Below are 4,528 nucleotides of genomic sequence, written 5' to 3' on the forward strand. Positions count from 1 at the left end.
GGGCAGATCGTGTGTCACGTGATGACCCCGTCCCAGGAGCAGCGGGACGAGCACCGCGCGGCTAGTCCTCGCCGAGGTACGCCTTGCGGACGTTCTCGTCGTGGAGGAGGCTCTGGCCGGTGCCGGTGAGGACGACCTGGCCGACCTCCATGACGTGGCCGTGGTCGGCGAGCGAGAGGGCCGCCTGGGCGTTCTGCTCGACGAGCAGGATGGTGGTGCCCTGCGCCTTGAGCTCGCTGATGGTCGCCATGATCTTCTGCATCATGATCGGCGAGAGCCCCATGGACGGCTCGTCGAGCATGAGCAGCTTGGGCTGGGACATGAGCGCGCGTCCCATGGCGAGCATCTGCTGCTCACCGCCGGAGAGGGTTCCCGCGGCCTGCTTGCGGCGTTCCCCGAGGATGGGGAAGAGGTCGTAGGCGCGCTGGACGTCCTTGGCGATGCCCGCCTTGTCGTCGCGCAGGAACGCGCCGAGGAGCAGGTTGTCCTCGATGGTCATGCGCGGGAAGATGTGCCGGCCCTCGGGGGAGTGGGCGAGCCCGAGGGAGACGATCTCGTGGGCCGGGATCTTCTTGAGCGACTTGCCGTTGAACTTGATCTGGCCGCCGACGGGCTTGAGGAGCCCGGAGAGGGTGCGCAGGGTGGTCGTCTTGCCGGCGCCGTTGGTGCCGATGAGGGTGACGATCTCGCCTGCCTCGACCGTGAACGAGATGCCCTTGACGGCTTCGATCTTGCCGTAGGCGACGCGCAGGTCCTCGACCTCGAGCAGTGCGGTCATCGGTCGTTCTCCTGGTTCGGGCCGGTGGCGGCGGCTTCGGCCGCGGTCACTTCGGCGGCTTCCTCGTCGCCGGGGGCGCCTTCGAAGGGTTCGCCGAGGTAGGCGGCGATGACGCGTTCGTCGCCCTGGACGGTGGCGCTGTCGCCCTCGACGAGCTTCTGGCCCTGGACGAGGACGGCGACGCGGTCGCAGAGGTTGAAGATGAAGCGCATGTCGTGCTCGATGACGAGGACGGCGATGCCCATGTCGCGGATGGCGAAGACGAGTTCCTCGGTGGCGCGGGTCTCCTGCGGGTTCATGCCCGCGGTGGGCTCGTCGAGGAGGAGCAGGCCGGGGTCGCTGGCGAGGGCGCGGGCGATCTCGAGCTTGCGCTGCTCGCCGTAGGGGAGGTTGCGGGAGAGGTGGTCGGCCTTCGCGGCGAGGCCGACGAACTCCAGCAGTTCCATGGCGCGCTCGCGGGAGGCGGCTTCGGCCTTGTGGAAGCCGGGTCCGCGCAGGACGGCGGACCAGAAGCCCTCCTTGGTGCGGGTGTGCCGGCCGACGAGGACGTTCTCCAGGACAGTCATGTTGGCGAAGAGCCGGATGTTCTGGAAGGTGCGGGCGACGCCGGCGGCGGTGACCGCGAAGGACTTCGCCGGCAGCACCTCGCCCTTGTACCGGACTTCGCCCTCGGTGGGGATGTAGAGGCCGGTGAGGCAGTTGAAGAAGGTGGTCTTGCCGGCGCCGTTGGGGCCGATGAGGCCGACGATCTCGCCGCTGTTGACGGTGAGGTCGACGTTGTTGACGGCGGTGAGTCCGCCGAACCGCATGGTGACGCCGCGGGCGTCGAGGACGGCGTCGCCCGGGGTGGTCGCGGGTGCGCGGTCCTCTGTGGTGGTGTCGGTGGTCATGGTCAGGCCCCTGCCTTGGTGAGGACGGTGGGAGCTTCGGCGTCCTCGTGGAATTCGAGCTGCCGGCGCCGGTTGGGGATGAGGCCCTCGGGGCGGAAGCGCATCAGCAGGATGAGTGCGAGTCCGAAGGCGAGGAGCTGGTAGTCGCCGAGGAACTGGAGTTTGTTGGGGATGAGGAAGAGCAGTGCGGCACCGACGAGGGGCCCGCTGACCGTTCCCATGCCGCCGAGGACGACCGCGGCGAGGAGGAAGGCCGAGTTGGGCGGGATGGGTCCGGCGAAGAGGTACTGCTCGGGTGTCACGGTGTAGGTGACGTGGGCCTGGACGGTGCCGGCGAGTCCGGCGAGGGCGGCGCCGACGGCGAAGGCGATGAGCTTGACGCGGAAGCCGTTGATGCCCATGGCGAGGGCGGCGGTCTCGTCCTCGCGGATGGCGACCCAGGCGCGTCCGATGCGGGAGTCGGCGCTGCGTCGGAAGACGAGGACGACGACCGCGGTGATGAGGAGCATCAGGAAGAAGTAGTTGGCGAACCGGCCGATGGTGAAGCCGGCGATGGTGTGCTGGGCTCCGAAGTCGAACCCGAGGATGTTGAGGTTCGGGATCGAGGAGATGCCGTTGGACCCGTTGGTGAGGTCGGGTCCCGAGGTGCCGTCGAGGTTGTTGACACCGATGCGGAAGATCTCACCGAAGCCGAGGGTGACGATGGCGAGGTAGTCGCCGCGCAGTCGCAGGGTGGGGGCGCCGATGAGGACGCCGAAGACGAGCGACGCGGCGGCGCCGACGAGGACGGCGGCCCAGAAGGGGAAGTGGACGCCGAAGGGGGAGCTGGGCGATCCGGAGACCAGGGCCGCGGCGTAGGCGCCGACGCCGAGGAAGGCGACGTAGCCGAGGTCGAGGAGGCCGGCGAGGCCGACGACGATGTTCAGGCCGAGGGCGACGGTCCCGAAGATCAGGATGTAGACGCCGACGGTGGCGTACTGGTCGTCGGTCTGGGTGAAGGGGAACATCGCGGCGGCGATGAAGGCGCCCCAGATGGTGATGGTCTGGTGCCGGGCGGTGATCTGGCCGGCCTGGGCGACGAGTCCCGACTTGTTGAGCGCGGCGAAGCCGAATGCGGCCGTGATGAGGAAGCCGACGAAGATCTCGTCGTACTCGGTGCCGATGCCGTAGGTGAAGACGGTGAGGGCGAGGCCGAGGACGGCGACGATGATCAGGATCTCGGCCCAGGAGGGCAGGGCGGGGGCGCGGCGGGCGGTGCCGCCGGCGAAGGCCGCCTTGACGTTCTCGAGGCCGTGGCGCAGGCGGTGCCTGGTGAGGTCCCAGCCCTTGTCGTCGGGGTCGATCGGGTCGGCTGCGGGGCGCTCGAAGGGCAGGGCGAGGGCGCCGACGAGGGCGGCCGCCGAGCCGATGGCCGCGAGGTAGCCGCCGGGTTCGAGGTTGACGACGCCGCCGAGCTGGAAGGTGATCGCGAGGACCGTGTACCAGGTGGTGGCGAACGCGGCGAGGGCGGCGAACCGGATCGCGCCGTCGGCGCCGGCGGGGGTGAGCCAGCGCAGGCCCTTGACGCCGTAGGAGGACAGGGCGAACAGGAGCGTGAGGACGCTGCCGACGAGGGTGAGGACCTGGAGTCCGCCGGGGTAGCCGTAGACGGTGAGGTCCCCGGGGAAGGCGCTGGTCCAGGTCCAGGCGAGGAAGGTGGAGACCAGGGTGAGCGCGGCGCCGCCGGTGGCGAGGGCGCGGGCGGTGCGTTCGGGGATGCCGATGAGGCCGGTGTCCGCCGGGGCGGTCGGGCTCTTCGGGGTCTCCGGCGTGGTGGTCTGTGTGTCGGTGGTGTTCATGGGATTCACGCCCTGTCCGCGACGCGCTCGCCGAGCAGGCCCTGGGGCCTGAGCAGCAGTACGAGAATGAGGAGTACGAAGGCCCAGACGCTGGCCCAGGACTGGCTGCCGAACTGGTCCATGCCGGGAACGTCGGCGATGTAGGCGGTGGCCAGGGTCTCGGCGACACCGAGGACGAGGCCGCCGATCATGGCGCCGTAGATGTTGCCGATGCCGCCGAGGACGGCGGCCGTGAACGCCTTGAGGCCGAGGATGAAGCCCATCGTGTACTTGATCTCGCCGTACTTGAGGCCGTTGGCGACGCCTCCGACGGCGGCGAAGAGGGCTCCGAGGGCGAAGGCGACCACGATGATGCGGTTGGTGTTGATGCCCATGAGCTTGGCGGTGTCGGGGTCCTGGGCGGTGGCCTGCATCCCGCGACCGGTGCGGGTCTTCATGACGAAGTACCCGAGCACGGCCATGCTGATGGGCGCCGCGCAGAGCAGGAAGATGTCACCGGTCTGGATGGTGACGGATCCGATGTGGAAGGGGCCGCCCTCGATCTGGGGGAAGGGGCGGGCGGACTTCGCTTCGGGGAACCAGGCCCAGACCGCCTGCTGCAGGGCGAGCGAGAGGCCGATGGCGGTGATGAGGGGGGCGAGCCGCGGTCCGCCGCGGAGGGGCCGGTAGGCGAATCGTTCCGCCCCGACGGCGACGAGCGAGGCGACCAGGATGGCGCCTATCAGCATGAGGGGGAGGGCCACCCACATGGAGGTGTCCTCAGGGAGCACCCACAGGTGGACGGCGAGCGCTCCGAATGCTCCCATCATGAAGATCTCGCCGTGGGCGAAGTTGATGAGCTGGACGATGCCGTAGACCATGGTGTAGCCGATGGCGACGAGCCCGTACATGGATCCCAGTAGCAGGCCGTTGACCAGCTGCTGCGGCAGTTCGTTCACCGCATGTCCTCCGAGACGTTCGGATGAATTTCGACGGATGTGTCCGGATAGGGGTCCGCGCGGGGCGCTTGTGGATCAGCGCCC

Annotated in this window: 4 protein-coding genes; all 4 read right to left on the bottom strand. The window is 69.1% G+C overall.

The genetic code is table 11. From position 1 onward, the window contains the following. Nucleotides 1–61: 61 nt before the first annotated feature. The 4 genes from ACFWEG_RS28340 to ACFWEG_RS28355 are packed head-to-tail and all read right to left on the bottom strand — an operon-like array spanning nucleotide 62 to nucleotide 4,444. The gene (locus tag ACFWEG_RS28340; protein ID WP_387220782.1) at nucleotides 62–778 is read right to left on the bottom strand and encodes an ABC transporter ATP-binding protein; all 717 of its coding nucleotides are present in this window, start codon (nucleotides 776–778) and stop codon (nucleotides 62–64) included. Next, nucleotides 775–1,668: an ABC transporter ATP-binding protein gene (locus tag ACFWEG_RS28345; protein WP_387220784.1), complete on the bottom strand. Its 894-nt coding sequence runs from the start codon at nucleotides 1,666–1,668 to the stop codon at nucleotides 775–777. The genes ACFWEG_RS28340 and ACFWEG_RS28345 overlap by 4 nt, the downstream gene beginning before the upstream one ends. 2 nt (nucleotides 1,669–1,670) lie before the next feature. After that, on the bottom strand, nucleotides 1,671–3,506 hold the full coding sequence (locus ACFWEG_RS28350; protein WP_387220787.1) for a branched-chain amino acid ABC transporter permease: 1,836 nt from the start codon (nucleotides 3,504–3,506) through the stop codon (nucleotides 1,671–1,673). Nucleotides 3,507–3,511: 5 nt separating this feature from the next. Further along, nucleotides 3,512–4,444 carry a branched-chain amino acid ABC transporter permease gene (locus ACFWEG_RS28355; RefSeq protein WP_387220789.1) on the bottom strand — a complete coding sequence of 311 codons (933 nt, stop codon included), beginning with the start codon at nucleotides 4,442–4,444 and terminating at the stop codon, nucleotides 3,512–3,514. Nucleotides 4,445–4,528: the final 84 nt, after the last annotated feature.

The organism is Streptomyces sp. NPDC060194, assembly GCF_042728285.1.
Taxonomy (GTDB): Bacteria; Actinomycetota; Actinomycetes; order Streptomycetales; family Streptomycetaceae; genus Streptomyces.